This is a genomic window from Microcoleus sp. POL10_C6 (assembly GCF_036701585.1).
Lineage (GTDB): Bacteria > Cyanobacteriota > Cyanobacteriia > Cyanobacteriales > Microcoleaceae > Microcoleus.
In genome coordinates this window covers 21,233-47,748 of record NZ_JAUBRB010000056.1, presented here as the reverse complement: position 1 = coordinate 47,748, position 26,516 = coordinate 21,233, and the positions used below count along the sequence as shown (strand labels likewise).

The 26,516-nt window shown below is 45.4% G+C and carries 19 protein-coding genes and 1 tRNA gene; 6 read left to right on the top strand and 14 right to left on the bottom strand.

Annotated features, from left to right (window positions below; all coding sequences use genetic code 11):
* A partial coding sequence (locus QUA34_RS30265; RefSeq protein WP_445242842.1) for a hypothetical protein occupies positions 1-83 on the top strand: 83 nt, incomplete at its 5' end.
* Positions 84-295: 212 nt separating this feature from the next.
* Here the strand turns inward: QUA34_RS30265 and QUA34_RS24380 are convergent.
* The 5 genes from QUA34_RS24380 to QUA34_RS24360 all read right to left on the bottom strand — a co-directional run bounded on the left by QUA34_RS24380 (position 296) and on the right by QUA34_RS24360 (position 3,313).
* Complete coding sequence (locus QUA34_RS24380; RefSeq protein WP_333146759.1) at positions 296-1,423, bottom strand: tyrosine-type recombinase/integrase; 1,128 nt, start codon at positions 1,421-1,423, stop codon at positions 296-298.
* A 135-nt stretch (positions 1,424-1,558) separates the two neighbouring features.
* Positions 1,559-1,632: transfer RNA gene (locus QUA34_RS24375), tRNA-Pro, on the bottom strand.
* Between the two features lie 37 nt (positions 1,633-1,669).
* Positions 1,670-2,038, bottom strand: a complete 369-nt coding sequence (locus QUA34_RS24370) for a DUF1818 family protein (RefSeq protein ID WP_333325423.1) — start codon at positions 2,036-2,038, stop codon at positions 1,670-1,672.
* A 141-nt stretch (positions 2,039-2,179) separates the two neighbouring features.
* Entirely contained in the window at positions 2,180-2,824 is a 645-nt protein-coding gene (locus QUA34_RS24365; protein WP_333389650.1) for a hypothetical protein, read from the bottom strand.
* A gap of 252 nt (positions 2,825-3,076) precedes the next feature.
* Positions 3,077-3,313: a DNA-directed RNA polymerase subunit omega gene (locus QUA34_RS24360; protein WP_333080095.1), complete on the bottom strand. Its 237-nt coding sequence runs from the start codon at positions 3,311-3,313 to the stop codon at positions 3,077-3,079.
* A gap of 80 nt (positions 3,314-3,393) precedes the next feature.
* Here QUA34_RS24360 and QUA34_RS24355 point away from each other — a divergent pair, with 80 nt between their 5' ends.
* The gene (locus QUA34_RS24355; protein ID WP_333389648.1) at positions 3,394-4,086 is read left to right on the top strand and encodes a GDSL-type esterase/lipase family protein; all 693 of its coding nucleotides are present in this window, start codon (positions 3,394-3,396) and stop codon (positions 4,084-4,086) included.
* A 98-nt stretch (positions 4,087-4,184) separates the two neighbouring features.
* On the opposite strand, the gene QUA34_RS24350 is transcribed toward QUA34_RS24355, so the two are convergent.
* The gene (locus QUA34_RS24350) at positions 4,185-5,786 is read right to left on the bottom strand and encodes a hypothetical protein (RefSeq protein ID WP_333389646.1); all 1,602 of its coding nucleotides are present in this window, start codon (positions 5,784-5,786) and stop codon (positions 4,185-4,187) included.
* A 363-nt stretch (positions 5,787-6,149) separates the two neighbouring features.
* On the opposite strand from QUA34_RS24350, the gene QUA34_RS24345 reads away from it, so the two are divergent.
* Positions 6,150-7,403, top strand: a complete 1,254-nt coding sequence (locus tag QUA34_RS24345) for an S-layer homology domain-containing protein (RefSeq protein ID WP_333389644.1) — start codon at positions 6,150-6,152, stop codon at positions 7,401-7,403.
* Positions 7,404-7,530: 127 nt separating this feature from the next.
* On the opposite strand, the gene QUA34_RS24340 is transcribed toward QUA34_RS24345, so the two are convergent.
* The 7 genes from QUA34_RS24340 to QUA34_RS24310 all read right to left on the bottom strand — a co-directional run bounded on the left by QUA34_RS24340 (position 7,531) and on the right by QUA34_RS24310 (position 14,686).
* Entirely contained in the window at positions 7,531-8,040 is a 510-nt protein-coding gene (locus tag QUA34_RS24340) for a pentapeptide repeat-containing protein (protein ID WP_333389642.1), read from the bottom strand.
* Between the two features lie 151 nt (positions 8,041-8,191).
* The gene (locus tag QUA34_RS24335) at positions 8,192-9,541 is read right to left on the bottom strand and encodes an LCP family protein (protein WP_333080103.1); all 1,350 of its coding nucleotides are present in this window, start codon (positions 9,539-9,541) and stop codon (positions 8,192-8,194) included.
* A 14-nt stretch (positions 9,542-9,555) separates the two neighbouring features.
* Entirely contained in the window at positions 9,556-9,903 is a 348-nt protein-coding gene (locus tag QUA34_RS24330) for a DUF6717 family protein (RefSeq protein WP_333389640.1), read from the bottom strand.
* A 423-nt stretch (positions 9,904-10,326) separates the two neighbouring features.
* Positions 10,327-11,502, bottom strand: coding sequence for an aminotransferase class V-fold PLP-dependent enzyme (locus QUA34_RS24325; protein WP_333325410.1), 1,176 nt, complete (start codon positions 11,500-11,502; stop codon positions 10,327-10,329).
* Between the two features lie 56 nt (positions 11,503-11,558).
* A complete protein-coding gene (locus tag QUA34_RS24320; RefSeq protein WP_333325407.1) occupies positions 11,559-12,164 on the bottom strand; it encodes a molybdenum cofactor guanylyltransferase in 606 nt (201 codons plus the stop codon).
* 293 nt (positions 12,165-12,457) lie between these two features.
* Positions 12,458-13,522, bottom strand: a complete 1,065-nt coding sequence (locus QUA34_RS24315; RefSeq protein WP_333389637.1) for an anthranilate phosphoribosyltransferase family protein — start codon at positions 13,520-13,522, stop codon at positions 12,458-12,460.
* Positions 13,523-13,711: 189 nt separating this feature from the next.
* Positions 13,712-14,686: a LysR family transcriptional regulator gene (locus tag QUA34_RS24310; protein WP_333325400.1), complete on the bottom strand. Its 975-nt coding sequence runs from the start codon at positions 14,684-14,686 to the stop codon at positions 13,712-13,714.
* A gap of 595 nt (positions 14,687-15,281) precedes the next feature.
* Here QUA34_RS24310 and QUA34_RS24305 point away from each other — a divergent pair.
* On the top strand, positions 15,282-18,716 hold the full coding sequence (locus QUA34_RS24305) for a PAS domain S-box protein (protein ID WP_333389635.1): 3,435 nt from the start codon (positions 15,282-15,284) through the stop codon (positions 18,714-18,716).
* A gap of 20 nt (positions 18,717-18,736) precedes the next feature.
* On the opposite strand, the gene QUA34_RS24300 is transcribed toward QUA34_RS24305, so the two are convergent.
* Positions 18,737-20,953, bottom strand: coding sequence for a polysaccharide biosynthesis tyrosine autokinase (locus QUA34_RS24300; protein ID WP_333389633.1), 2,217 nt, complete (start codon positions 20,951-20,953; stop codon positions 18,737-18,739).
* A 1,343-nt stretch (positions 20,954-22,296) separates the two neighbouring features.
* On the opposite strand from QUA34_RS24300, the gene QUA34_RS24290 reads away from it, so the two are divergent.
* Positions 22,297-25,074 (top strand): polysaccharide biosynthesis protein, encoded by a 2,778-nt coding sequence (locus tag QUA34_RS24290; RefSeq protein ID WP_333389632.1) that lies wholly within the window; start codon positions 22,297-22,299, stop codon positions 25,072-25,074.
* Between the two features lie 80 nt (positions 25,075-25,154).
* Positions 25,155-26,510: an oligosaccharide flippase family protein gene (locus QUA34_RS24285; RefSeq protein ID WP_333389630.1), complete on the top strand. Its 1,356-nt coding sequence runs from the start codon at positions 25,155-25,157 to the stop codon at positions 26,508-26,510.
* Positions 26,511-26,516: the final 6 nt, after the last annotated feature.

Genomic DNA, 26,516 nt, shown 5'->3' with positions numbered 1-26,516 from the left:
TCCTCTTAGTTGAACTAATGCGACAAAACATGATCAAAGACAACGTAATCAAAAGTTTACTCAATTCAAATCAAAATGAATAATTTCTGCGATGCTAAAACTGCTTGTAAAATCCTCAATTGTAGCGATCGAACCCTTCTGCGATACAGAAACCAAAACAAACTTATAGAAGGGATTCACTGGGGTAGAAATCCTGGCGGAAAAGTTCTCTACAATCAACAACTGATTGAACAATTGATAACTTGTGGTGGGGATATCAATCATCCGGATCATCAGAAATTTATGGAGAGGTATCTCACTGATTTACCTCAAAATCAACATCAGAAACCGGGTCGAAAACAGGGAACAAATCTGGTAGTTTTGGCGGGTTGACCAGTCCGGCATAATTTTCATAAAGTGTTCTCACATCGTGACCGGTGAGGGCTGCGATCGAAACAGGATTCATGCCAGATTCCAAGCCATGCGAAATTAGCGTATGTCGGGTATTGTAAGGTTTTCGATAATCAATTTCAAGGGATGCAAGCGCAGGTTTCCAGTAGCGGTTGCAGAAATTTTTGGAATCGATCGCTCTACCTTCGATGCTGGTGAAAATTAAATCATCAGGTTGGAAGTCAGTCGATCGCCGGCTCAGTAATAACTGTTGCAGCCGTGGAGTTAGCGGCACCGTGCGGTCTTTATTCCGCTTGGCTGCTTTCCGATCACCGTTACTCAAACTTTCTCCGATCCAGATGCGATCGCAGTTGTGGGAACAATGTCGCCAGAGGAGAGCTGCTGCTTCGCCGGTGCGAAGGCCGACGCCGAATTTGAATTCCACATAGTCCGCATAATGTTTCAGATTCTCGTTTGAGCGGAATTTTTGGACGATCGCGCTTATTTCTGTAAGCGTGAACGGTTCTGGGCGTTGTTTGGGAGCTACGTTCACCTTGACTTCCTCCCAAGGATTTTCGAGAACCAGCTTCTTTTTTTGGCCCCACTCCCAGCAAGCATTAAGCATGATAATCCGTTCCCTTACGGTACCGGGTTCAAGTTTCTGTGCCAGCCAATCTCTAAATTTTTCTGCAACAGTTTCAGAAACAGAAATTGTGCTTTTGTTTTTGAAAAACGCAGAAACGTGTTTCTCAAGTCCAAGATATTTAGCGAAAGTAGAAGGCTCAACTTTCCGGCGCTTGTACTCGATAAATTGGTGAAACAGGTCAGAAACAGAGATGGATTCTTGTTTCTGGGGTTTGTATTTTGCCAGAGACGGGTCAAAATTGCCACTGGTCATATCGAGTTCGATCGTCCGCGCTTTGATGCTTGCCGCTTTACGGTTGACGATCGAGTCTGGCAAACCGAGATATAGCCAGAAACGTTTACCTTGCCAGGACCAGGCAAGTCGCAGCCGATCTTTGAAAACTTCTATATTTACTGAGCCTTTTGGCATATCCCAGATTTATCGCAGATTTATCGCAGTGATTGTCTGAGTATGTCATATTCTGTCACCCCTTATTGAGAATGGGTAAGGAACGAGTTATCTAGTAAAAATAATGGAACCCTTATAAAATAAGGATTCCATCTATCGGAGCGGCGGGATTTGAACCCACGACCCCTACTACCCCAAAGTAGTGCGCTACCAAGCTGCGCTACGCCCCGACAGCTTTAACAGCTTAGCATAGAATTCCCGAAAAAGTCAAAAAACTTTTAAAACTTTTGCGGCCTGCACCAAAGTCGGAACCGCAGCCGCCGGCCAAAAACCCTCGCACCTTCGGCCAGCATTCAAGATCAACTGCACGTTGTAAGCTTCGGGATAGCCTTCCACCTGCACCCACAGCAAATCGCTTTCGGCTTCAATAGCTATTTTTTCCTCGTCCATTAACTCAGAGGCCATGTGACTCATTGTGCCGGCTAATTGCCCCAACAATCGGCAAAAATCGTTTAACTCAGCCTCAGTGAGTTCGATCGCCCAACCGTCGCCAGCCACCAAACCCTTAAACTCCTGGGCCTCCGGGTTCCATCCCAAACGCCACCCAACACCCGTTTTAATTACACGTTCCACCATTAAGGGATTTTAGATTTTAGATTTTGGATTTTAGATTAGTAGAACTTACCCATAAATACGAAAGAAAACGGGTTTTTTAGCTGTGTTAAAGGGTCAACAGCAATATTTCCGTAAAAAACCCGGTTTCTGTATCCATGAGTATTAAGGTGCCAGCAACTTCGCATCTCCTGGCTGTGGCTGCGGTATTTCCGGGGAATTCGATCGCTGTTGTGTTTGCCCCGCCGCCGGTGTGCGCCCACGCCCGGAATTCTCCGTAAAAACATCAACCAAAGCTTGAACCAAAGCATCCCGCTGTGCTCTATTTAACCTTTGAATAGCCGCACGATCTTGTTCCATTGGATTTGATCGCAAAACGTCTTTTCCCGGATACACGCTTTCCACCAAATAATCGGGAGTGGCGCCCAAATAGTCAGCTAAACTCAACTTCCAATCAAAGCGGTAATTGGGCGGCCGTCCTTTGACAAATACGTGATATCGAATCAACCGCCCGACTAAAGTATTGGTAGGATCGACTTTTCCAGTTTCCTTAGAAATGTAGTTATTTTCGATCGGCAAATCCGGCAATTTTTCGTACACTAATTTCCACGCATCTTGCACCCTCACTTGCGGCGGCGCAGATTGTTGAGCCACCCGCTGCACTGAGGCAGACTCAGAACTCCGCAGCAGCGAAGGTTCCAAAGCCGACATACTCAGTTCCCCGGATTCCAATACCCAACTCAAAAGCGTGAAAATCGCTACACTCAAAGTAACCAACAGAAAACTTAAGCCCTGCTTTAATCTATTCACGGTTTTGACAAAAATTTCAAAAATAGAATAATTTCATAAACTTACCCCCAAGCAGATGTCCTAGTTTCTAATTTTAGGATTTACACTCCTCAACCCGGTTTATTAGAAAAATCAGAGTTTTGTTAACGAGGGAACTAGGAATAAACCGGGTTTCTCCTCCCGCGCGCCCAAGTCTAGTTTGAAAAAGTTGTGAGTTTTGAGTTGACAAAAATTGCTGGCAATTCACCACTCAAAACCCAAAACTCCAGAAGTCTAGTACTTGTCTCCGATAATTTCCGGCTGAGTCAGTTCGTCCGACATCTCAAATATCGCCCGCATTACAGGTTTCATTTGATGGTCGTCCATATTGTCAAAATCTTCATAGCGACGGCGTTTTGCGCGGTTCGCCACCTGCACCGTAATCCGATAGCGGTTGGATGCACCGTTAATCAACTCTTCCGCGCGACGGGTTAGCTGAGTAGAATCGAAGGGTGGACGCTTATTAGCCATGAGACTACCTACTTTATGTAATGTTACATTCTAGTCTAGTATGTCAAGATTCATAATTTATTAACTGAGTATCATTGCTTATGCAGGTAGCAACAGCCTATTCCTTTGGTCACTTGCATCGGGGAAATTCTCATCCCCTCAAATTGGTTGCTTTCGGCGACAGCTTAATCTACGGTTTCGGCGACGGTTTAGGTGGGGGTTGGGTGGAAAGATTGCGGCGCCAGTGGATGTTACCGGAGAGTGCAGGACACGTTTTATACAATTTGGGCGTTCGGGGCGATCGCACCTATCAAGTCTCCCAGCGGCTCGAAAACGAGTTTCGCCACCGTGGCGAACTGAGAAACCGTTTCCCGGATGCGATTATTCTTTCTGTCGGCCTCAACGATTCGGCGAGAGTGCAGTCGCCTACCGGGCGCAGCTACACTGAGTTTGAACATTTTAAAACTGTTTTGGATCATTTGTTAAACCTGTCCCAACAACTTTGTCCGGTGATATTTGTCGGGATGGTGCCGGTGGATGAAAGTAAAATGCCTTTTCAAGATTGTTTGTATTACAGTCATGCTGACCAATATCGGTATAAAGAGGCAACGAAATCAGCTTGTGAGTTGCGGGGAATTCCCTATTTAGATATTTTTGATAAATGGATAAATCGGGGCAGTGATTGGTGGCGATCGCGCTTGATTGCAGATGGGCTGCATCCCAATGCAGCGGGCTATCAATCTTTATTTGAAGATGTGACAAGTTGGGAGCCACTAGCCTCTATTAGTCATTAGTCAATAGTCATTAGTCAGTAGTCAGCTAGGCTGTTGCGCCTTTAATGCAGCTTGTCTAAAAAACTGTGTAATTGATATTACTCTTTTTTTGCAAGCAGCTATGTGCGTATAGACTCTACTGTGAATGAGAACTTCAGCTTAGGGATTCCGCTTGCCTGTAATAAACTTGCGATCGTCTCTACACTTGTCTTGTACGACATATTATCTTTAGAACCAAACGGAATATCTGCTTTCCATTTTCCATTTAAAGTGACAGTTACTGTAGCGGGTGTGATAAATCTTCTCGGCGATACATACACTTTTTCTATATATCCTTCTTCTTCGTTGAGCTTTACTTTAGCAAAGTCAGACAAGTAGGCTTCTAGCAGCAACCAAAACACTTTATCTACTGTGGTTTGCAAATAAACTTCTTTGTAAATTTTATGCTGAGAACCTTGAGTTGTCCTCCCTTTTGCACCGTATATGCTGTTGCTTATAGGAAAAACTCCAGACTTGACATCTGTCTTTCCTATTGGTTCTTTTAAATCGCAAAAGAATGGCTTAACAAATATCATCATTCTTTTATCTCTACTACTGTCTATGTAATTATCATCTTTTGGTATGCACTCTAAATACTTATTTACCTCATAACGATTTAAGTCACTACCACGTTCCGTTAACAATGCCACGAGATATTGCTTCTTATTAGCAAGATTAGCTAACCTTACAAGCATACCTGTATTACTATCCCGGACAGTTGTTGTGTTGGTTGGTAATACTTGCTTTTTACTAAAATCTATCTCTTCATTAAAAAGTAATTTAACCAAATCTTGTTTATAAGGATATATTCGTTCTATAGCCTGGCGGGAAAGTCTTTCATATAGGTCATCTTGGTTATCTTTAGCCAAAGATATCCCTCCAATCCCAAGCAAACACTTATTTTTTAGGATGGCTAAAGAAGCTTCATCAACAGCCCTAACCTCTACATTTGCCAGTTGAGTCAAATCGTACCCTTGAATGTATTGTAATGCTTCTCGCTCGATTCCATATACTTCTATAATTAACCCATTAACCAACAATCTTCTCACGGCTAATTCATAAATGGGTTTACCTTTATAAGTATAAGCAAATTCCCAATTAGTATAATAATTACTTCGCTTTCTAAAAATCCTTCTCAGGAAACGCATTTCTGAGTTCAAGTTGTAGCCTAATTCACTTAGATTTATGCAAATATGTATTACAGTCAGAGGCAAAACAGCCTTTTTTACTCTCCAATTATCTTGCCAATAGATAGAAGTTTCGATAAATTTAAGGTCTTCTTTTCGGGCGGATTCTACACCTAATACAAAACTGTAAGGGGCTAGGCTAAATAACGTTTCCCGTAATAATCTCTCTGTGGGAGCTAATTTCTTAGCCTTGACTTTAGTTCCATTCAACTGCGGGCTGTACTGCTCAATCCGCTGCTGTTCGATAATATCAAGTAGCGATTCCGGCAATAATTCGTAGTAGATAGTAAACTGTTGTTTTCGTTGCTTTTGTAGTTGATATAGTCTGTGGTGACTATCACCTGTCCACCGGGTACGAAGATTCTTTGCTTTTCCGATGTACCAAATTATGGAGTTTTCATCTACAACGTAATATATTCCAGATTCTTCCGGCAGTAGTGTTCTGCTCTTTAAACTTATATGAGGTAATTGCAAGATATGTTCGTCTGCACTCATATTTTTGTTTTCTAGTGGATGCGATCTGTCTCTAGAGCTAATATTCTCATGTGGGCGAGCTAATGTCAAGGGAACTCGCAGTTCTTCTCAAACCGCTTTGTCCGTAAATCCTGTTAATTGCAGAAACCAGGTAGATAAGGGAGATAAGCAACATAAGGATTTTAAGGGATTTAAGCATTTTAAAATTACCCAATCACCCTAAAAATATTTATTTTAAAAGACCGTATCTTCCTCGCACTAAAAATTAAAATATTCAACAATGATTACATAACTGAGGGAAAAAGCAAGTTGGGAAGAATCAATCAGCCTATCAAAAGCTTAGTTATCCTCAATAAAAAACTTGTGTCAATTGGAGAATCAAAAATGTCTGTATTACATCGCATTAAATCTGGTACATCTGTTTTATTAACCTTGGGAACAGTTGCCGGAACCGCAGCGCCGATGCTAACTCCCGCGCCTGCTTTTGCTCAGACAGCTTTTTCGGATGTTAATAATAACTACTGGGCAAAAGATTTTATTCAAGATTTGTCAGAAAGAGGCATTATCAAAGGATTTCCCGATGGTAGTTTTCGCCCGGATGCACCAGTAACGCGGGCTGAATTCGCGGCAATGGTGCGTTCTGTGAAAAAGGCAAAAACCCGCGGTGCTATAAGGTTTGCCGATGTTCCTTCTAATTTTTGGGCAAGCGGGGCGATCGCAGAAGCTTACGAAATGGGATGGATGTCTGGCTATCCCGGCAATGTTTTCAGGCCCACACAGCAGATTCCTCGCGTTCAAGTTGTAGTCGCTTTAAATAACGGAATGGGCTATGAGCCTACGTGCGATTTTCAAGATGTTCTCAGCTACTATAATGATGCGGGTGAGATTCAAACTTATGCTGTCAAAAGCGTTGCTGCTGCTACTGAAAAACAGTTAGTTGTCAGCTATCCCAGTCCTAAATCTCTCAAACCAAACAAGTCAGCAACGCGAGCTGAAGTAGCTGCTTTTATCTATCAAACATTAGTGAGTACCAATCAAGCAAGAGCAATTAATTCTCCTTACATTGCCAAGATTGATGTTAGCGAATCTGTTGCTGTGCAAATTCCCAGGGGGGTGACTATCCCAATCGAGTATGCAAAAGGCAAGATTTTGCTCGCCCCCAATGACAAATCTCCGATTACGCTGACTGTTGCTTCGGATATCACGGGTAATAATGGCCAAGTGCTGATACCCGAAGGCTCGAAAATTAGCGGCGAATTGCGATCGACTGCTTCGGGCGTTCAGTTTGTGGCTCAAGAATTAAGTATAATCAACGGCAGCAGAGTGCCTCTCAATGCCACTTCGCAAGTGATTACTAGGAAAGAAACTGTTACCAAGGGCGTTAATGTTGGTAATCTGGTTAAGAATACGGCGTTGGGTGCAGCAGCAGCGGCGGCGATCGCAGGTGTTACGGGCGATCGGGCGATCGCAACTGAAGAGGTGCTCGGCGGTGCGGGAATCGGTACTTTGATCGGGGTATTTTTGGGTAGAGATAAAGTCGATTTGTATGCTGTTAATCCTGACACCGATTTAGATTTGCTTTTGAATTCCGATTTGGTAGTTGGTACTGCCAGCACAGGCATTTGTAGCGCTCGATAGAGCCGATACTTGGAAATTTCCTCAAACCCCTCGCCTTGCCGGAGAGGGGTTTTAATGTGTGTATTTTACCTCGCTACAGGTGCATCTAATCAAACAATTACTCAGGAATTTTTTAACTTGTAAATTTCTACGGACATCCCAAACTTTCGCGGGTAGAAACTCCCGTCACGGGATTGACACCATCTGCTTTCTCGCACAGGATAGTCACTTGATAAGCGTCGATAATCGCGTCAGTAAAATCAGCGCCGGAAATTGCAGCATCAAAAAACCGAGTTCGAGTCATAATTGCCTCGGAAAAATTAGCATTCGTCAAATTAGCGCCGTCGAATGTAACTCTATCTACCAAAGCACCGGAGAGGTTAGCACCTGACAAGTTGGCATTCAGCAAAACTCCCTTAGTCAAAATCGCATTAGTTAAATCAGCACCTTGAAAATTGGTTCCCCGCATTTCGGCTGCGACAAATGTTCCCCCTGCTAAATCCGAGTTGGAAAAATCGCGATCGGACAAATTAATGTTTGTGTAATTAATATTTGTTTTCGGCAGGGCAAATGCCGGAGTAGCACTCAGCAGCACCCACCCAACAGCCAACACTAAACTTAAAAACAGGCTCAGGAATATTCGGAAAACGCTTTTCATAATGATGGGAATGGGGAATTGGGCATAAGCTGTCGCGCATTTAAATTGTAGATTCAGGACGGGCGGGACGCCCACCCCACAAGACTTTAATTTTTTTTGACAGACAATTTAAATGCCGCTACAGCTTAGTTGACTGTTGACTGTTGACTAATTAAAATCGCTTTACCCAATCTTCGCCAACGCGAAGTGTCAAGTCAGAATTAATTTCACCCGTAGAAGATGCTTCAAGTTTGCCGCCACCTAACTCTTTTTGCAGTAGATTGGCTGCCTCTAAATCGCCTTGCTGAACAATAATTTGACTTTGACGCTGCTTCTGGGGCGCATCCTGCACTACAGATACATTAAAAAAGCCCTTTTTTGTGAGAAATTCAGCAACGTTTTTTGCGGTTGTCGGTTTGCTAGAAGCGTTTTGGACAGATATTTTGAGGTTTTTGGGCAACAGGGACTCGCTGGGATTGCGAATTCGTCCTTGTTCAAAATCCGGCACACCCAGGTTCAAATATTGTGTCATAATGCGATCGCGCCCTAGCGCATCTACAATCCAATAACTCCTCAAATCCCCTGTTTCTGAACTAGAACGTCCAGGCAACATTACCATTTTAAAATTATCTCGCTCCAATTGCAAACCGAAATTTGCCAGCGTCAATATTTCCTCATAATTTAGGTTTGTATCCACATATTTTTGCATCAATCGAACAATTTGTGGCAAGCGCACCAATACTGATGGACTTGCGAGGCGGTCCCGAATAGCTTGAATTAAAGATTGCTGCCGCTGAATGCGGCCGATATCTCCTAAACCATCGTTGCGAAATCGAGCAAATTGTTCTGCTTGTTCTCCGTTGAGAGTTTGCCATCCCTGCCCTAAGTTTATTTTTAACTTTTGAGCGGTATCTGTATAGGACATCGCGCGAGGTACAAATACCTCAACTCCGCCCAACAAATCGACTAATTCCTGAAACGCATTACTGCTGACTCGCACGTATCGTTCAATTTTCGTATTGTTCAGCATACTGCTAACCAATCGCGTCGCCAAAGCTGCTCCTCCTCTAGCATTGGCTTCGCTAATTTTGCTGAAGCTAATTCCGGGCTCTTCGACTTGAGTATCTCGTGGAACTGAAAGCAAACTAATAGATTTATCTCTAGGATCGAGGTGCAATAAGAGTATGGTATCGCTGCGACCCTCGAAAATCTTAGGGGAATTGGCGACAGCTTCCGGCACGCCGTCAATTCCCAATATCAAGATATTAACTGACCGCGACAGGCGGTATCCAGAGCGGTTGGAGGATAGATAGTCAAAGCCAGTCGCCTCTAATACTCTATTGATAATTGGGGGTTCCACGGGAGCTAAAAGGGCGGTAATTGCCCCCAATGTAGCCGAGATGGCGGCTGTGAAAACTAGGAAAAATAGCCCCACTATATACAGGAAGAATTTAGGCTTTTTTCGAGAGATTTGATCGACTGGTTTAACAAAGTCTCTTTTAAAAATTGACAAGTTTTTCATTGACTTGCTGTTGATTATTGCAGTTTTTCAGCTTTGCAGTAAAACTTGGGCGGTGCTTCTGGAAAGTATTTGAACATAGCCGGACACAGCCAGCCTTCGAGATTTTTCGATTCCCACCGATACCAGTTACCGCCGTATTCTGCTTTCAACCACAGCATTCCTGCTTGATATCCGGGAAATGGATTGGCTGAAAATAAAAGTCGGAAACCTTGAGCGGCATTGGGAATGTCTGCAACAAGCGTGTTAATCATTTCGGGGACGCCCTGAACAAATGGTTCTCGGACAAGTCCAACTCGCTCGTCGTCAAAAACCCAGGTGTACTGTTCGCGATAGGGGTAGATTACCATCATGGCATTGGACATGGTATTCGCCTCTTTTCATTTCCTTTTTTTGTCTGCAAAAATGCAAGTGTGGATACATTATATTCTGTTGCGCCGAAGTTGTGCGCTATCCGATTTAACAACCCTGTTTTAAATTAGGAATTTTAGCGGGTTATTTACAAACTTTATTCGGTTTGGGCGGATTGGCGAAGTTTAGGGCTATGGGGTTTTAGATATATTTTTGTGGTCGTTTTTATGGTAGGTGAATAATATTCTAATTATGCAAGGAATAAAGGTGATTCCTTGCATAATTTTTACTCTTAGGGTGCCTATTTGTATAACGTTTACTACGTTTATAGTAAGGACAAATAGTCTGTATTCATCAACTCTAAGAAGCGACAACCTAACTACAAACCTATAACTGTTTGTAGCTGGGTGTGATCTTGCTTTCCGGGAACCTCCAGCTCAAATTCTCGTCAGCTCAACTAGCGCATTAGCTAAATATTGATACTGCGGCAAAGTATTATATAACTGAGCCGAAATCCTCACCAACTGCTTACTAGCATCCGGCCAAGGAATCACCGGAACTTCAATTTTAAAAATCTCCCATAGCGCCTCTTGCAAAGGTGGAATTCCTCCCTTTGCAACCACATCAGACTGGGAGTCTGCCAGTGGCACAACAGCCATTGAACCAACCATTTCATCAGGACAAGGCAGCGGCAAATCTAATTTGTCAGCCAATATTTTTCTCCCCGCCAATGCTAAAGCATGATTTTTTGCCCTCAATTCTGGCCAGCCGCCGCTTAACAAAGAACCCATAAAATCAATAGCTACAGGCACGCACAAATAGGGACTGGGATCGACAGTTCCCATCCAGTCAAATTCTAATTGAAAGCGCGATTTATCAGCGCGGGGCGAATTAGCACCGTGACTGATAGTAGTTGGGCGAATGGCATTTTGCTTGTCGCGCCGCACGTATAAAAAGCCCGCACCTTTGGGCGCACACAGCCATTTGTGGCAATTTCCCGTATAGTAAGCCGCGCCAATTTCATCTAAATTCAGTGCTACCATTCCCGGCGCGTGAGCTCCGTCTACCAATACATCCACGCCACGGTTAGCTAACTCACCGACTAACTGTTTGATGGGAAAAATTAAACCTGTTTGGCTCACAACGTGGTCTAATAATGCCAACTTTGTTTGCGGTGAAACGCACTTAATTATTGCTTCAATAATTTGTTCGGGTGACTCAATGGGAAAGGGGACTTCTGCTACTACTACTTTAGCGCCTGTACGCTCGGCTACAAAATTAAGTGTGTTGCGGCAAGCGTTGTATTCCTGATTTGTAGTTAGCAATTCGTCGCCCGGAGAAAAACAGAGCGATCGCAAAACTGCATTTACTCCCGTCGTCGCATTCGGCACAAACGCCAAGTCCTCGTCAGCCGCACCAATAAATGCTGCTAACTGATTTCTTGCATTATCCAACAAAGGTTCAAATTCCCGCAGTAAAAAGCGCAATGGTTCTCTTTCTAGTTGTTCTCGAAAAATGGTTTGCGCTTCGAGTACGGGAATTGGACAGGCCCCAAAAGAGCCGTGATTGAGGAAAGTTATATTGCGATCAAGCAACCAATATTGGTTAATCATTAGTAATTAGTAATTAGTCATTAATCATTAGTCATTAGTTAGTCAACTGTCAACAGTCAACCGTTACTCATTTTACCTTTTAATTGCTCAAACTCTTCTAATGTATTGCAATTCGATAACATTACTGCTTCTCGTCCCCCTACAGGTAGAGGGATTGCGGAGATTTGATTTAACCAAACTTGAAAGGAACGTCCCCCTTTGTCCATAAAACTTTGCAAACTGGGCAGAGATTGTTGGCGGTAGAAGCCGCACAAAGGCTCCCAGCGCGAATTTTGATAAGGCACAACTGCTAAAGTAGATGGGGGAAACTCGGTTAACTGACTTGCCCAATTCTGAATAATCTGAGCATCCAACAAAGGCAAATCGCAAGCTAACAGTAAAATCCACTCGGCGGCTATTTCTGTCAATCCCTGAGTCAATGCAACCAAAGGGCCGGAGCCCGGATTGTACTCTACCAGAAATTGGGATGTTTCGGTTAAGGTCGATCGATAGCGATCGGGCCAAGCAGTCAGAACATAAACTTCGGGGGTTACAACTGTGGCAACTTCCAACGCCCGCTGCAATAGGGATTTGCCCTCAATTTCCAGCAAAGCTTTATCCTTACCCATCCGCGAACTTTGACCGCCTGCAAGCACAATTACAGCAATTTTATGATTAGTCATTAGTCTGTAGTCTGTAGTCTGTAGTCTATAGTCTGTAGTTATCGCAAGAATTGCCTATTTTGAACAGGCTTTCCGGCTTGTTCCACAATAATTATTGGAGATGTCTATAGCAATCCTAAATGATTTGCGTAATTTTTGTAGGGGCAATCCCCCCGTGGTTGCCCCGATAGATAGGGGGTAGGCACGGGGGCACTACCCCTACAAATTTATCTGAATGATTTAGGATTGCTATAGTAGTCAGTAGTAAGTAGTCAGTAGTTAACGGTCAACTGTCAAGTGTCAACTGTCAACTGTCAACTCAAAATACTAACGGCTTGGCTAACTTCCTCAAGTTTTTGCACGACTTGACCGCGACTTAATAAAGTTTCTGCCTCAATCAAACCAGAGTTTATATCCAAACAAACTCCGCTGCGCCACAGATAAAATCCGCCGTTCCAGATAGCGGACTGCATCAATTCCGATGGTTTTCCGAGCAAAACTTCCTGCATTTGTTTGAATAACTCAGGGGCTGATTCAAAGGCAGGATTTGTGTTGCTAAAACCGTAATCTCCGTGAGCTAAAAGCACTCGTTCAAACTCAGCATCCGGCTTAGCAATGCCGATAATCGCAGTACGATCGCGCGGCAAATCGCAGCTTCCCTCCAATCCCTTGACTGTGGTATAATTTTTGATTCCCCGCAGCTCAAAGGCTTTTTGAAACATACCTTCTGTCGGCGGGTGGACGTAGCCCGATATAACGTTAACGTCACCGGCACAGGGACACCACATCAACTCCATTGTCGAAAAAGGTGGCCGTTTACCAATTTCGCGGCGGTAGGGAACTAAAGCGGCGGCTTGAGGAAAATGCTTGGGAAGGTAAACAAAACCTAAACCCGTATTGTCAAAAACTTGCTGGACTTTTTCTAAACTCAGTTTTCTCCAGTCAACTCCCAAACCTCGCCAAATTTCAATCAGGGGAATGCCTTCCTTGGTTGGCATGGTATCTCCCCCGTGCATGAGGGTTGGCACGCCAGAGGCGGCTAAAATTAGGGCTGTTAAAGGGCTAATTGGAGCCGTGCGCGATCGCCCGTCGTAAGCAACGCCAAACACGGCGACGGTAGAGACGGAAAACCCTTTTTCTCGGTTTGGGGGGGCAAGCATAGGCCCCAATTCTTCATAAGCATCGAGCATTCCGGCTAATTCTTCCCCAGTGGGCCGTTTAATGCGGTGGGAAATCATAAAAGCTCCGATTTGAGCCGGTGTTGCTTCCCCCAGCAGCATCATCCGCGTTGCTGCTGATGCTTCCGAGCGAGTTAAGTTTTCTCCTGTGTGTACTCCGCTGCCAATTTTTCGCAGCAATTCTCTAAATGCGTCACTCATAACATTTGAAGTTGGTAATTGGTAAGGGGTAATTGGTAGTATTTGAACCGTTTTAAATTTAAATTTCAGAACTATCTATTTAAAATTATCGAATTATACCAGTTCCCAAAAAGAAGGCAATTGTTGGAAATGTCCAAACCCTTATTTCATCAGTCATTCCCAATCTAAAATATAAAATATAAAATGGTATTAACTCCCTGATTTTTCTAGCTTGATTACATCAAATGGGGGCACAAATTCGCGTACCAGATTCCAGAAATGGGCGATCGGCGGAATTTGCATTCGATCGTGAGTTGTCACCAACACCACTTCGCGAGTCCAAGTAGGATCTGCGGCCAATTGACCGATCGTCGAAACCTTGGAATTTGAGCGCTCTTGGGCGATCGACCGAACGGCTAAAGTGCGATCGCCCTTCGCGTCCACCAAAGCTGAATGCGGCAGCAAAGCAATCAACTCTCCCTGTCGCACCACACCCCGAAAAGCATCAAGAGTGTTGAGTTCCAAAACAGCATGAAGTTTAGCACCCATGCGTCCAAATTGTTCTTGCACCATCCGCTGCATTCCGTACCCGTCCTTAAACACCACTTGCGGGTAACAAATCAATTCCGGCCAAGGTACTCGTTCGTACTGGGCCAGGGGATGACCCGCCGCCATCAACACCTCGATCGGCTCATTGTAGAGCACCTCAACCAACATTTCCGGGGCGTGAGTAAAATGGCGGTTGTTCATCACCACTGCTATGTCCACCAAACCATCTTTGAGGACTTTCAGGGCTCGATCGCTCCCCAGAGAAGTCACCCGCAATTGCACGTCTGGATAGTCACGGCAAAACTTTTGCAGCACAGGCGGCAAATAAGCAGCGCAAACCGAATGAATCGCAGCCACGCAAAGTTCCGGCTGCTTTCCCGCCCGTAAGTCTCCCAATTCTTCAGCAGCATTTCGCCAAGTCTGACAGATTTTGCGAGCGTGAGGTAGCAGGCATTCCCCTCCCACAGTCAGTTTCGCGTGGGCCGTGCGGTGAAACAGCGACAAACCCACTTCCGCTTCTAATCCCTGCACTTGGCGGCTAATAGTCGATTGGGTAACGCCACACTTCCGGGCCGCTTGCTGAAAGCTACCAGTTTCAGCAACTGAAAGAAATGCTTGAAGCTGCTCTAAGCGCATGGAGGTTTAATTCGAGAGAGATGGTTTCAGAAATTTTACTGGAAGATAATCTGTGACATTAACCGATTTAGTAGCAGAATTTAGTAGACTTTGATACAGGTACAGATTAGTTTTGATTCCGAGGCCAGAGGCGGGGATGCTGCGATCTAAGCATCAATCTGCTGCGGCAGGATTTCTGAGCCTCCAAGTAAAGGTCGATTCTCCTATGTTGAAGGGATTTCTGAATCTGCAAAATTATCAAAAAATAGATTCCATAAAGATGGATTTATCGAATATTGCCAGTTTCTAGCTAAACCGTTTCAATGAACGGCACTCTAGTAATCCTTTCATCAACTGAGTTTAATTGTTCTGTTTTTCCGTAAGTTGTGAATTCAAAAGATAGCATTTAATTTCGTACCTCCTTGGGAATTATAGTACCTCACTCTCCCTCTACCTCTCAATTAATGTACTAATATTGCAGGCAGGTTAAAGCCTGCTGTGAACTTTCCTCCCCGGACTAAAGTCACTCTTGTTTTCTGTTTTTTTGTGTATAAACTAGAAATTAGCGGGTCAGCAACACAAGTGCAACTAGGATCGATCGCACAGGAAAGCCGAAATGCTGCCATTTATTAAGATTATGTCATTTAACCACAATTTTATTCCCCAAGATGGCTGTTGCCAGTGGCAACCTCAGTTGATGGGACTGCACGCGGTCAGCGATGTGTTAATTGCCTTGGCTTATTATTCAATTCCAGCACTTCTGACATACTATGCCCGGAAGCAGCGAGACGTGCCTTTGAGCAAGGGGTTTCTCCTATTGGGAGCCTGGTTTTTCTGCGGCGGGACAACTCACTTGATGCAAGTTTGGATGCTGGTGCATCCCAGCTACTGGCTGTCAAGTTCGATCGCCGCCTTAACCGCTATCATCTCTTTGTGGGCTGTAGCGTCCCTGATACCCTCGATTTCTCAAGTGTTGGCTTTGGCTGGGGCGGCCTCTTTACCAGCAAATACGGCGCTGGAAACCCAAAAGGTCGATCGACTGCAAGCCAACTCTGATATTACAAATTCCGTCGCATCCCCCACAACCGAACTCCAGCAAATTAACCAGCAATTGCTTGCAGAAATAACACAGCGCGAGCGAGTCGAGGATCTCCTGCTTGACACCGTAGGCAAGCTGCAAGAAAGCGAAGAACGCTTCCGCGTTTTTCAGGAATTATCTCTAGACGGATTTAACGTGTTTCGCAGCATTCGTGACGAATCCACAATTGTGGATTTTGAATGGGAATACGTCAATCCCGCAGCGGCAAAAATTCAGCAGAGTACCCCGGGCGAATTAATCGGCAAGCGATTGCTGCAAGTGCTGCCAGGCCATAAAGATAGCGGTTTGTTCGACCGTTACGTCCAAGTTTTAGAAACAGGAATTCCCCTCGATACCGAGATTTATTACAACAGCGAAAGCGAAGGCATTATCGGCTGGTTTCGGATTATGACCGTTAAATTGGGCGACGGCATTGCTATTTCTTTTGGCGATATTACTGAGCGTAAGCAAGTAGAAGCATCCCTGCGTGAGGCGTTGCAAAAACTCACTTCTCATTTTGAAAATACCCCCCTAGCGGTGATTGAGTGGGATGAAAACTTTCGTCTCAGAGGGTGGTCGCCGGCAGCCCAAAAGATTTTTGGATGGGAATCAACCGAAGTTTTAGGCAAGCATTTTAGCGAATGGAACTTTATTTCTACGGGCGATTTAGAAGAGGTAAAGTCGGTAATTTATAGTTTAAAAAAACCAGAAAATCGGTGCAATGTAGTTCGCAACAGCAATTATAATAAGTCGGGTTCGTTGGTACACTGCGAGTGGTACAATTCGGCTTTTTACAGCGATTCGGGACAGTTGATATCGGTGCTTTCTCTGGTTTTGGACGTGACGGAACGCTTTAAATTTCTGGAAGTGCTGCGACAGTCTGAAGAGCGGTTTCGGATTGCGGCAGAAAGTGCCAGCGATTTGATTTATGAATGGGATATCGAGACTGACATCGTGCTGTGGTTCGGTCACGTAGACGAACATTTGGAGTACGCAAAAGGCGGATTTCCGAGGACAAGAGCAGCTTGGAACAGTATCTTGCACCCGATCGACCGGGAGCGAGTTTTGGTCGCAGTCGATCGGTATTTGAGTGCGCCAGACAGTTCTGCCGCCCCATTTTTTCAGGAATACCGCGTTCAGTGCCAGCGGGGTCGCTTGCTCCACTGGATCGATCGGGGCAAAGCAGTGCTTGACAAACAAGGCAATCCCTACAAATGGATCGGCGTAATTAGCGACATCACCGCTCGCAAAGAGGCCGAAGAACAGCGGAATTGGGCATTGGCGCGGGAACAGGCCGCCCGCCGCGAAGCCGAAGCCAGCGAACAGTTGTACCGCGTCCTCGCTGAAGCCATCCCACAAATAGTTTGGACTGCCACAGCCGACGGCTGGCTCGACTACTACAACCAGCGCTGGTTTGAATATACCGGCTTGACGCTGGAGGAAACTCAAGGCTGGGGGTGGCAGCTAGCCCTGCATCCAGATGATGTGGAAGATGCTGTAGAAAGCTGGAAGACCTCGGTGCAGACGGGGAAGACTTACGAGGTGGAATACCGCTTTAAACGGGCATCTGATGGAGCTTACCGCTGGCATCTGGGTAGGGCATTGCCCGTGCTGGACGCTGAAGGGAAAATTCTCAAATGGTTCGGGACTTGTACCGATATTGACGATCGCCAGCGATTGGCCCAAACAGCCTATTTTAACGCTCAAGCTTTGGCTTTGCTGTCGTCGGCTTCCCTGGATTACGAGAAGGCGCTGCAAGGTTTGGCAGATTTAACAGTACCGGGGCTGGGTGATTGGTGCTGTGTGCATTTGCTCGATGCCGACGGCTCGATCCGCTTGCAAGCAGTTGCTCACTCAGATCCGAGCAAAGTCGCTCTGCTTTGGCAAATCGATCGGCGTATGCCGCTAGACCCCCAGGGACGGCACGGAGTAGCAAAGGTGCTACGGACTGGTGAGTCGAAGCTCTACCCAGAAATACCGCAATGGGTGATCGAGGCGGTTGTGCCCGACAGGGAACTGCAGTTGGTGCTGCGATCCCAATCCCAGGTACTGTCGGCAATCTGCGTGCCGCTAATCGCTCGCGGGCGGACGCTGGGAGCGATTTCGTTGCTGTGCGGGGAATCTGGCCGTCGCTGCGGGGAGAGCGATTTGGTTTTGCTGGAGGATTTGGCGCGAGATGCGGCGGTGGCAATCGACAATGCGCGGCTTTACCGGGAAGCAGCGGAAGCCAACCGGATTAAAGACGAGTTTTTGGGAACGCTTTCTCACGAGTTGCGGACGCCTCTGAACGCGATTTTGGGCTGGGCGCAGATGCTGCGGCAGCGCCAGATGAGTGCCGAAAAAACGGCTGTTGGTTTGGAGACTATTGAGCGAAACGCGCGGTTGCAGACTCAGATGATTGAGGATTTGCTGGACGTTTCCCGGATTGTCAGCGGCAAAGTGTGTTTGAAGGTGTTCCCGGTGGATTTGGTGCGGATTGTAGAAACAGCGCTGAAGACGCTGAGCCCTGATGCTGAAGCTAGGGGAATTGAATTGGTGAGTTTTTGTGGCGAAGGGGTGAGCTTGGTGAGGGGCGATGCTACTCGTTTGCAGCAGGTGGTGTGGAATTTGCTCTCGAATGCTATTAAGTTTACGCCGCCGTCGGGTCGCGTGGAAATCACGCTCTCGGAGGATGGGGAACCGGGAGCAGCGGGTGACGGCATGTTGTCTGGGCCGTCTCCGGTTCACTCTGTTTCGATCGTTGTCAGCGATACGGGAATTGGCATCAGCAAGGAGTTTTTGCCCTTTGTGTTCGATCGCTTCCGCCAAGCTGACAGCACTTCTACGCGCAATTACGGCGGTCTGGGACTGGGATTGGCGATCGTCCGCCATCTCGTGGAACTCCACGGCGGCAGTGTCTGGGCCGAAAGTCCTGGGGAAGGACTCGGCTCGACTTTCGGAGTGCGGCTGCCAATAATCAATAACAACAGTTAACTGTTGTTATTGATTATTGGTTACTGGTTATTCGTTATTCTATTGATACCAGGACTCTGCTCTTGAGCGTAAGATTCATTGGTAAAATAGTAATGGCTGTGCGGTTCGTTTTTAGGACTTACTCCATTCACCACTAAGCCCAAAACGTGCTGGCTTGATTTCTTCAACAGCTCCTTCGCAAAAGCCACAGTACCAGAATTAAGAACACCAGGCCGCACTACCAATAAAATCCCATCTGCTTTATTTCCGAGAATCAGAGCATCAGCAGCAACATTCAAAGAAGGAGAATCCACGATCACTGCATCATAACTAGCCGAAAATTGCTTAATTAATAAAGTGATTCGCTGCGAATCCAACAGAGCCATTGGGTTAGGTGGAATCACCCCGCAAGTGAGCACATCTAAATTATCCATGACTTGGGCGATCGCATCCCCAAACCCAGCTTGTCCGACTATCACGTTGCTCAAGCCTACTTGATTCGGAAGTTCCCAAATCCGATGCTGAACAGGACAGTGCATATCCGCATCTACCAGCAAAACCTTCCGTCCTAATTGAGCTATAGCTACAGCCAAATTAGCCGATACAGTAGACTTGCCTTCTTGCGGTAGCGAACTACTGACAACAATAACTTTCAGCTCTTTATCAGAACTCAGGAATCTCAGATTTGCCTGAAGCATTCGGTAAGCAGCACTGCTCGAAGTATTAGGAGTATCCCTAACAACAATCTGTCGGGGAGATGGCTCTAAATCCAGGGAAGTAGATTTAAGCCGTCTGGAATTGCGCCGAGTATTTTTGTCAGGCTTTTTATGAAAAGGAATCACCCCCAACAAAGTAAACCCAAACAATTCTCTCGCTTCTTCAATACTTTTTACAGACTTATCTTGAGACTCTAAAAGCAGCGCCGAAGCTATAGCCAGCAGAGTTCCCAACAAGCTGCCCGATACCAGCAATAAAGACTTGCGAGAACGCACTGGTTCTTCCGGAACACTCGGCTGTTGGATAATCCGAGCATTCCCCACTTGCTGATTTTCAGTAATCCGAATTTGCTGGAGTTTTTTTTGCAATTCCTGATAATCCGCTTCGGCTTCTTGTAGTTTTCTTTCTAGTTCTCGCTCTTCCTTCTCTAGCTTCGGCAAAAGTTTTACCCGCTGCTTGTAGCCAGCTAGAGCATTTGAGAGAATAGTAACTCGCTCCGCCAAACCCTGGCGTTCTACATCTACCTTGATAAATTCTTCGATCAGTTTTGGTTTCACCTCTCCTATCTGTAAACTTTGATTTGGCAACGGCTGTTGCCCGCCTAAAACTTGTTGTATTTGTTGGTCCAGTAAAGCTTTCAGAGTAGCTTGCTTAGTTTCTAACCTAGTTATTATAGGCGAATTATCCAGGTAGCGATTTTGCTCAATTGCTAACTGCCGCTCTATTTGTTTGTATTCTTTGAGAGCTTCCTGCACAGTGCTAGATTGGCTGAGATTGCTGGCGGTCAATGCTTGCTGGGGATTCATTTGTAATTCATTTTCAAATGCTTTAGACTTAGCACTGGTCTTGAGCAAATCAGACTTAGCTTGGTCGATTTGACTTTCTAGTCCTGCCATAACTGCCACTGCTGATTTAGCTTCTTCTTCAAGATTTACAACTTTATTATCTTCTTTAAATTTGCTCAGTTCTGCCGCTGCTTTCCGCATAGCTTGGTCTGAATTAGGCAGTTTTTTTTCAATAAACTGTCGAACAGACACAGCTTCTAGGCGATTCACTTTTTGATTGTTATCTATATAAAACTTCATCAGGGTTTTTACGACATCGGATGCTATTTTCGGGTTTTGGTCTTTGTATGAAACCGTTAGGATATCAGCTCCCCGAATAGTAGCTACTGTCAGTTTTTTTAAAAAATCTTTTGTTTTCAGAGGATTACTTGTTTCGTCTTTTAACTGAAGCCTATTTATAGTTTTTTCGACATTTTCTAGAGAACGAATCAGTTCGATCTCGGTAGTCAGAGGGTTACTTTGCTCTGCAGCAGGAGTCAACTGTCCGATTTCTTTTCCCAATTCTGTTAAAGCAGAGCCAGGAGTCGTTTTCTTAAATAACAGCTTTCCTTCTGCTTCATAAACTGCTTTTTGCTTCAGCGTGGCGTAGGTGGTGAGTGCAACAACCGAGGCGAATACAGCTAAGGCTGGCAGCCACCTGCGCTTCAGAATCTGCCAGTATTCCTGAAATCCAATACCACTTTCAGTTGATTCCATCAGTTACTCCCGAAAAATGATTTTTTGTAAACTCTAACACCCTAGGGCGTGTTTTCAAACTATAACCACAACATCATGCAGGCGATCGTAATCATGGCTGTATAATTTGCAGCCAATTTCTCATATCCGATAGCAATACGTCTCCATTGCTTGAGTCGGTTGATAGCACATTGAACTATTTTGCGTTGACGGTAGATTTCACGGCTAAAAATACGGCGACGTAGTTCATTTGAAGGTCCTGGGATGGTAAAACGGATACCGGGCGCGACTTAGATAACTACGGATGCGACGACCTGCGAGCGCCTTTGTCTCCTACGACTCTTTCAGGGGATTGACGCGGCCGACCTGCACCAGAATGCGCTTACTGCTCATTGTTCCATCAATTGTTCTAAAAAAATTGACTCGTTACGTTGACAAGCGACTCAGAAGAAAAGTTATAGGTTTACCTTTACCCTCACTTTAACGTATCTGTATTTTGGTACTAAAACCACCACGAGAACGGCCTAGTTTTTCCTGTGATTCGCCTTCTTTTTTCCACCATAGCCGAGGGTTGGCGGGCACGAATCACGGTTCAATCGACGTAATGAACCGGACAGTCTAGCTTTCGGAGTTTGTCAGCATGGGCTTGTAGGCATTCTAAGACTTGTTTCCAAATATCGGCTTTGTGCCACCGATAAAACCGTGTTCCCACGATGCACCCACTTGCTATAACCTTCTGGCAGGTCTTGGCACGCAGACCGGGTTCTAAGTATCCAGACGATGCCATTCACAACCTGTCAGTGGTTATGACGCAGGCTTACCCGTTTTGGGTTGGAGCGGTGGAGGTAGCGGTTTTAACTTCTCCCACTGTTCGGTACTTAAGTCTCCAAGGGTTCGTCAAGACTCCTTGCCGGAGCTCGCCTATTTTCGAGGATCCAACGAGGCAAGAAAACACGCCCTAGGCTTTTAAACTCATTATTGAGGATATCCACTGTATCACTTAAGTCAATTACTGTTATGGTTTTAACACAAATGTTGTTAGCCATCCCCCTAAAGAAATATATTTTGGTTATAAATAAGTAAATAATTGTAAACTTATGGGCTATGGAACCAGTAGTAGGAGAAGATAAACGCAGTAATAACGCGGCATCTAATAATTTCATCTCAAAAAAATACTCTTAAAAAGGAAATTAAGAGAAGGGAAAGATTCTTGATAATCAATCCTTAATAATGTCACTTGAGTGAGGCCCTACGATTAAAAGGTTGATTAATTTCAGGGGACAGGGTGGTATAAAAAAATACCTCAGAATGAGGTACTCGATCTAGTTACGGTAAAGTTGTTGTCTGCATAGCGTCGGAGGAATATGATCATAAAAAAAATTAGCAAAGTGTTGGTGGGATTAAGAACCCGTCATTTTTTGGTAATCGATGCAATTTGTTTGGTGATCGCACCGTTACTGGCCTTGGCAATTCGTTTAGATGGTATATTGAATCTGGCTCCCTACTTACAGAGCCTAGCGGTAGTTACAGTATTATTTTTAGCAGTCAAGCTTACAGTATTTTATGCGGGGGGCTTGTACAAGCGTTACTGGCAGTATGCGGGTCTGGAAGAAATGGCACAAATAACGATGCTGATAGGTATATCCCTAGCAGTGGAAATTATCTTGTTCCAACAACTTTACCAGCTAAATAATTCGCCGATCGCAAATCTGCCACGATCGCTGCCGCTACTAGACGCTATCATCAGCTTTTTGTTAGTTGCAGCCCTTCGTTTCAGCATTCCATCCCTCGAAAGATGGTACCAAAAACCGTGGAAAGTTCAGCAACGCGATCGGGTCCTGATAGTCGGTGCGGGCAGTGCAGGCACATCTCTAATGCAAACGATGCAGAGGAGCCCAGAGGTAGGGCTCGATCCAATCGCTTTCATTGACGACGACCCCAAAAAAATCTCCAAGCAGATTGGCAGACTGACTGTAGTCGGCAATCGCTGTAACATTCCGGAAGTAGTTCGATCGCTAAATATCGGCAAAGTCATGATTGCCATCCCCTCAGCTCCGGGAAAAGAGATTAGGGAAATCGTAGAAATTTGCCAGTCAATTGGAATTCCAACCAGCACCCTCCCCGGCCTCAATGAAATCATCACAGGTCGCGTCAGTTTAGGTAGCCTCAGAGAAGTACAGATTGAGGACTTGCTCCGCCGCGCCCCCATCCAAACCGATACCCAGAAAGTCTTGGGATTGATTGGAGGCAAGAAAGTTCTAATTACCGGTGCGGGCGGCTCCATCGGCAGCGAACTTTGTCGCCAAATATTAAAGTGCGAGCCTGCGGAAATTATCATCGTCGGACACGGAGAAAATTCTGTATTCAACATTCAACAAGAATTAGGAAAAGTCCTGTCAGAACTCAAAAAGACAAGCAAAACCCAAACAGATATTACTCGCGTGACAGCCTTTATGGCCGATATTCGCTTTCGTGATCGCTTAGAGTACGTTTTTCTAACAGTGAGACCAGACATCATTTTTCATGCGGCAGCTCACAAACACGTACCCATGATGGAATTAAACCCGCCGGAAGCGATTACTAACAATGTTCGGGGGACGAAAAATCTGCTGGATCTGGCATTGAAATACAATGTGGAACAATTTGTGATGATTTCCACCGACAAAGCGGTGAATCCAACTAGCATTATGGGAGCTAGCAAAAGAGTTGCCGAAATGCTGGTGCTGCAAGCAGCCCAAAAAAGCCAAAACCCCTTTGTAGTGGTTCGTTTCGGTAATGTTCTTGGCAGCCGCGGTAGCGTCGTACCTACTTTCAAACGACAAATTGCTGAGGGCGGGCCGATCACAATTACCCATCCAGATATCACTCGCTATTTCATGACAATTCCCGAAGCAGTTCAACTGGTTTTGCAGGCAGCAGTGATCGGCAATGGCGGGGAAGTTTTCATGCTGGAGATGGGAGAACCAGTCAGAATTGTTGATTTGGCAAAGGATTTGATTCGGCTCTCAGGATATGAAGTGGGCAAAGACATAGAAATCGCGTTTACAGGGCTGCGACCGGGAGAAAAATTGTTTGAAGAACTGTTTATTCCGGGCGAGAAATACAACCGCACTAAACACGAAAAAATTCTCAGTCTTGGCAATGCCTGCCGCCTAGTGAAAGAAAATATTGACCAGGAAGTAGAAGCCCTTTGTCAAGCGGGCGATCGCAATGATACCAATTTAATAGTCTCAATGTTACAGCAGTTAGTGCCTGAGTACGTACCCGGATATTCAACAGCCAATTTGCCCGCAAATACAGCCACAGAAACAACCGCTCCAGCAAAGATTAGCAGTGCAGCATCTGTGCAGTTAGAGAATGATTTGCGGGTGGCTCTTGCCAATGAGGAGTTTCGGATTTACTATCAGCCGATCGTCTGCCTGGAAACTAATAAGATTAGTAGTTTTGAAGCGCTGTTGCGCTGGCAGCACCCGAATCGAGGTTTGCTTTGGCCAGACGAATTCCTACCAGCGGCAGAAGAAACCGGCTTGATTGTTCCTATTGGGGAGTGGGTACTGCGGCAAGCTTGCAGCCAGATGCGGATTTGGCAGTCGCAATTTCGTCTTAACGCTCCTTTAACAGTTAGCGTGAATCTGACTAGCAAACAGTTTTTCCAAGCTGACTTAATAGAGACGATTGCCAAAATGTTGAAAGAAACAAATCTTGATGCTCCGAGTTTGAGGTTAGAAATTCCTGAATATGTTGTGACGGAAAATTCCGAGTTGGCTGGGTCTGTTTTTCTCAAACTTAAAACTTTAGGTGTGCAAGTACAAATCGACCACTGTGGTCTTAGTGATGTATCATTAACTCAGCTCTACCAATTGACGCGGCTGAAGTATGGGAAATTTGACAGTTTGAAGCTAGATTGCTCTCTAGTCAGCGGGCTTGATGCTAGCAACCCCAACTTAGAAATTTTTAACAAAATTATTGCCATAACTCAAGAGTTAGGTATGGGCATGATTGCCACAGGAGTAGAAACAAGCTGGCAAATAGCTCAGCTAAAATCTATGAAGTGCGTCTACGGACAGGGATACTTTTTCTCTAAGCCTGTAGAAGGCTATAAGGTAGAAAAATTGATGGGGGCTATGGCTGTTAAAAGTTAATGGGGCATTTGTGAATAACTTTGAAATGGAAAATACACGATTGGGAATTCACCAATTAGCAAGCAGGTAATTAGTTACTAATGCAACAGTTGAAACCACTAACATTACGCCGGAATTTTTCCTGGACTTTCACTGGCAATCTCGTTTATGCGGCTTCCCAGTGGGGGATGTTGGTGGTGCTTGCTAAATTGGGCAGTCCTGAAATGGTGGGTAAATTTACCTTGGGTCTTGCCGTGACAGCACCTGTATTCATGCTGACAAATCTGCAACTGCGATCGATCCAGGCAACCGATGCCAGAAAAGAGTATTTGTTTAGCGATTATCTGAGTCTGCGGCTGATCGGCACTGCGCTTGCATTTCTAATCATCTTCGTAATTACCATCAGTTCTGGATATAGCTGGGATATATTGCTGGTTGTCGTCGCGCTCGCTTTCGCCAAAGCATTCGAGTCGATCAGCGATATATTTTACGGACTGCTCCAACACCACGAACGAATGGATCGCATTTCCCTGTCCTTGATGCTCAGAGGCACCCTGTCCCTGTTAATGTTAGGTGCCGGAGTATACCTGACAGGCAGCGTCTTCGTAGGCTCGGTGGGATTGGCGATTGCCTGGGCTTTCGTTTTGGTCAGCTACGACATCCCCAGCGGTATATTTTTGCTCAATGCCCCGCCTGCGGATGAAATCGAGACGGAAAGACAAGGGGAGGAGGACAAACTCTCGAATTCCCCTCAACAGTTGCCAAATACAGATGAAAACCCCATATCCCAACCAAAAAATAAGTTGCTACGGCGCTGGCATCTCAAAACCTTAACCAAGTTGCTATGGCTATCTGTGCCGCTAGGTTTCGTAATGATGCTGATCTCCCTAAACATTAATATTCCTCGCTATTTTATCGAGCATTATTTAGGCGCACATCAACTGGGCATTTTCAGCGCCTTGTCCTATCTAATAGTGGCAGGTCAAATGGTGATTAGTGCCCTGGCACAGTCAGTCAGTCCCCGACTTGCGAAATACTACGCAGCAGGCAATAGTAAAAGTTTCCGCACGTTGCTCCTCAAGTTAGTGGGAATTGCGCTCGGGCTGGGTAGTGCAGGTGTGGTGGTGGCGGTGGTAGCTGGGCGACCGATCCTCACCCTTCTCTATGATCCTGAGTATGCTCAGCAAGTGGATGTGTTCGTGTTGCTGATGGTAGCAGCGGGGATTAATTACGTATCATACTTTCTGGGCTACGGTATAACCGCAGCGCGGTACTTCCGTGTCCAAATGCCTTTGTTTATGGTGGTGACAGCTAGTTCAGCCCTAATTTGTCTGTGGTTAATTCCCACTCAGGGACTGCGGGGGGCAGCGATATCGCTGATCTTGGGATCTGTTATCCAAATTGTCAGTTGCTTGGCAGTGCTTATTCATGCAATCAACAAAATCACAAAACATTAGGAAAAA